Source organism: Aquiflexum sp. (assembly GCF_041749095.1).
GTDB lineage: Bacteria > Bacteroidota > Bacteroidia > Cytophagales > Cyclobacteriaceae > Aquiflexum.
Map to the genome: position 1 here is coordinate 1 of NZ_JBGTCA010000237.1, position 4,313 is coordinate 4,313.

Genomic DNA, 4,313 nt, shown 5'->3' on the forward strand with positions numbered 1-4,313 from the left:
GTCAAAAAAACCTGAAGATAAACAACAAAGTGAATCCGATATCAGAAAAGAGCCCGCATCTTGAATTGCTGTTGGTGGCAATAGTGTGAGTCGTTTTTTGACACAGATTTATCAATGATGTTACCTGAGAGTACACAGTCCAGGGCAGATGCAATAATCTACCGCATTAAAATCAAAGTTTGAAAGCCTGTCTGGCCGTCAGTCTCCACTTTCCTTTTTCCTTGACCCAGACCAATAGAACACCCAAGTTGACGGGATTGGTTTTGGTACCGTCCCATACCAGTCCATGGAGTTTGTGTCGGACCAGGGCAGTGTTTTTATTGGGAAAAATAATGGTCTGATCCTTCAGGTCGATGCTTCTGAAATCAGACGCTCCCGAAACCAGCGCTTCGATAAACTCACCCTGATTCTCAATAAGCCCATTGGAGTGCCCGTATGTCAGGGATGTAGAAGAGATCTCTTTGAGATTCTCCATTGTAGGGTCGATCATATAGAGGCGGAGCTTTTCGACCTTATTTTCTACTTGTGATTTGGATTGGGAAAATGAAATTGTGCTGATCAGGCATAAAGACAGGATCAAAAGGGACTTCTTCATAGGTCGGAAATTGGGTTGAAAATATAGATGCCTGAATATAAAATTTTTTTTTCAAATTTTATTTTTAAGTTTAAACCTCCACTTATTCACCTAAGTGAGTAAAATACTGAGCAACCGACCTAATATGAACAAACCTATTCAAAAACTGAACATTAAAAATTATCCGTTTTCTTTCTTTCAAACTCTGATTTTTTTACCGGTCCTTTTTCTGTTTTTTTCAGGTTGTACAGAAGAAAAATTGATTGAAAAAGTCAACTTCGATGATGCAGAATTTGCGGATTTTGTGGAACCTGATTTTCCATTTATCACCACCTCTCTAGATGCAAGAAAATTGGGCGCAGAATTTCCGGATGATAATATTGCAGCGAGGGTACTTGCCATCAAATTGGGAGAGGATGCCTACGCAGCTTTTGATACGGACATGCTGAGATGGGCTGTGGCCTGGACGGGGGATTTTATGCCCATGGTGACCATGGCACAGATATCCTATCGGGATTTTCACAATAAGGACAACCTTCTTCCTGTGATCGGTGGAGACCCCAAAATCGCAAATGGTCTCTACGCAGGATGGGGCGGACCCGAACATCAATTTGCTGATCCCAGAACTCCGCCTATCAATCCTGATTTGCTTTCATGGGGTCCTTTGCCTGTGGAGATAGGTAGGTGGAACGGGATTTTTCTCAGTGGAAATGAGGTGTTGTTGTCCTACACCGTGGGAGATACGGAGGTGACTGAAAAACCCGGTACTATCCGATCAGAAAATGAAACTACTTTTACCAGAACCATTCAAACTGAAGGACCAAGAAAGGCACTTACAATGGTCGCAGCCGAAGTGACCGGTGCTGTAAAAAGTGAAGTATTGGAAAATAAAGCTTTTTTCTATCATGGTGAGAATCTGGATTTGATCACAGGCTTTGGCTTGACCGGCGATTTTCAGGGAGTGAGTTTGGAGGTGATAGAAGACCGCTATGCCGTAGTAAATCTTCCGGCAGGATCAGAAAATCTCAACTTCACTTTGGCCATGTGGCATGGAAAAGCGGAAAATAAAGCGCATTTCGAACAAATGCTTTCCCAAACCAATACCAAAATATCTGATTTCCGAAAAGGGGGCCCGGCCCGCTGGAAGGAGACGGTTTTGACCAAAGGTCAGCTTTCGCCTGATACAGCTTCTTTTGTGACGGATGTACTTACGCTGCCGATTCCCAATCCCTGGAAGAGGAATGTCAGGGTAGTGGATGCTGCTTTTTTTGATGGGGGAAAAGCGGCTTTGGTCACCTTTGAAGGAGATGTATGGATCCTACAGGGCTTCAGTCACCAATTGAAAAAACTGAAATGGAAGCGTTTTGCTTCAGGCTTATATGAACCCCAAAGCATAGAAATAGTTGATGGCAAAATTTATGTATTCGGAAAAGAAGGGATTGTCCGGATTCATGATCTGAATGGAGATGGAGAGGCAGATTTTTATGAGAATTTTTCCAACATCATGATACAGACCATAGAAACGAGGGAATGGGCAAGCGATATGGTGGCGGCACCGGATGGGAGTTTTTATGTTTCCAAATTCGGAGCACTTGATATGGGGCCACAAACCTCCTCCCCCAAAAGCCTCCTGGGATTCCGTGCAGGTTCGCCACATGACGGCTCAATTCTAAAAATCTCGGCTGATGGCCGGTCCATCGAAACCATTGCTACTGGATTGCGCGGACCTTATCTGGGAATCCATCCAAAGACAGGTGTATTGTCTGCCTCTGACCAACAGGGACACTACATGCCTTCTACCCCGGTCATGCTTGTAGGAAAAGGTGACTATTATGGAGTGCCTGCCACAGCCCACCTTGACCCCATCCCGGAAATCACACCGCCTTTAACCTGGATACCCCACAGAGAGGACAGATCCGGCATCGGTCAGGTTTGGATCACCGGTGACAAGATGGGACCTCTTAATGGGAATATGGTCCATTTATCTTACGGTCGTCCCGGTATGTTCAGGGTCATGATCGACAGTTTGGCAAATGGGGTTCAGGGGGGAGTTTCTGTTATCAAAGGCCATTATCCTGCACCACCTATGAAGGGAGTGATCAATCCAGGTGATGGGCAGCTTTATCTTACCGGGTTTTCCCTTTGGGGCACCAATTCCAGTACCATCAGTGCATTTACCCGGATTCGTTATACAGGTATGGAAAGTTTTACGCCTGAAAAATTTTATGTCCGGGATGGAGGGATAATTATCCGGTTCAATAAGGCCCTGGATGAGACAATTGCCAAAGATCCCAAAAACTATGTGGTGAAAAGATGGAATTACCATCGCACCCCAAAATATGGTTCCGGTCATTTCAAGCCTGACGGTACGGAAGGGGAGGAGTTATTGCCGGTAGTAGCTGTGGGCCTTTCGGAAGACCGGAAGGCATTGTTCCTCGCTGTGCCGGATATCCAAGAAATCATGCAAATGGAGGTGTCTTACAATATCCGATCAGCCAATGGTTCGGCCATGGAGGATGTTATCTGGCTGACCGTAAACCATGTTACAAAACCGGATCTCTTGGCAGAAGGATTCAGCAACTTCAATTTGGAGGAAATTGATTATGACCGGAGCGTTATGGTGGTGGAAGATACAGGAGGGAAGCCATCTCTAGAGCTGGGAAGTCAGATTTTCTTAAAAATGGGCTGTATTGCCTGTCATGCCATTGATGACAAATCCGATGGGAAAGTAGGTCCAAATATGAAGAATCTCTTTGGATCGACACGGCCTTTAAAAGACGGAACCTCGGTGGTTGCCGATGAAGCGTATATCCTGGAATCCATTACCAAACCAAGCGCTAAAGAGGTTGAAGGATATGAAGAGGGAATGCCCTCTTTTCTGGGGATTCTTTCGGACAATGAACTTGAATCCTTGGTGATCTATATCAAATCTTTATGAGGGAAATAAAGGAATGAATTCTTCTAAATTCCGTGTGTATGATAATTAGACTTTCAATCCAGCTTCCTTAACTTGATTTCCTTAAACTCTACCCCTTGGCCTTCTGCCTGTAATCCAATATAACCTGATGTCAGGGGCTTTCCGTCAATGTTGATATTAGGGTCAAATCTGTTGGCCACTTCGCCTCCTATATGCGGTTTGGAATAACGCAGCACCGTATCTCCATTGACCATATGAATGATCAAAGAGTCCCTGTAAACGATCAGATCTGCCTTGACCCATTCATTCCAATCAAATGTAGATGAGGATGAATTGATACAATGATCGGGATACAAGCTTCCTTCATAAAACACTTCCGTTCCGGGGGAGCACATATTTCCGGTCGGACGTGCCTGTCCATCCACCTCACGTGCCAGCATCTGATACTCCACAGATATCGGCCAATCTTGATCCTTCAAAATACTGTTTGGATCCTGGGAGTGGAACATGACCCCGCTGTTTCTATAGGTGTAGCTTGCGGCGTCTTCCATCCATTGATCTGTAAATCGGTATTCAAACTTTAAGTGGAATGATGAAAAAGGTTTTTTATAAAACAGGTGTCCATACCTGTTGTTGAATTTGTCATATTCATCATAATTTACCTGAATCTTACCATCTACTACCCGGAAGGTATTGGCATAATTATCACCTACTTCGTGCTGGTGGATTTTTACCACCCAATCATCAAGATCTATTCCGTTGAAAAGTATTTGCCAGTCTTCATTGGTTTCAGATTGGTTGGAATTCGAGGTACACCCGAAT

General features: G+C 44.4%; 3 protein-coding genes. 1 reads left to right on the forward strand and 2 read right to left on the reverse strand.

Annotated elements, in window-relative coordinates; all coding sequences use genetic code 11:
* Positions 1 to 172: 172 nt before the first annotated feature.
* Positions 173 to 595, reverse strand: coding sequence for a nuclear transport factor 2 family protein (locus ACEW8O_RS11310; RefSeq protein ID WP_373494739.1), 423 nt, complete (start codon positions 593 to 595; stop codon positions 173 to 175).
* 124 nt (positions 596 to 719) lie between these two features.
* Here ACEW8O_RS11310 and ACEW8O_RS11315 point away from each other — a divergent pair, with 124 nt between their 5' ends.
* A complete protein-coding gene (locus ACEW8O_RS11315; protein WP_373494740.1) occupies positions 720 to 3,512 on the forward strand; it encodes a DUF6797 domain-containing protein in 2,793 nt (930 codons plus the stop codon).
* 53 nt (positions 3,513 to 3,565) lie between these two features.
* Here the strand turns inward: ACEW8O_RS11315 and ACEW8O_RS11320 are convergent.
* A partial coding sequence (locus ACEW8O_RS11320) for a DUF1080 domain-containing protein (protein WP_373494741.1) occupies positions 3,566 to 4,313 on the reverse strand: 748 nt, incomplete at its 5' end.

Excerpts from the sequence above, each read along its gene's own strand:
- ACEW8O_RS11310 (WP_373494739.1), bottom strand. The coding sequence starts at position 595 with ATGAAGAAGTCCCTTTTGATCCTGTCTTTATGCCTGATCAGCACAATT.
- ACEW8O_RS11315 (WP_373494740.1), top strand. The coding sequence starts at position 720 with ATGAACAAACCTATTCAAAAACTGAACATTAAAAATTATCCGTTTTCT.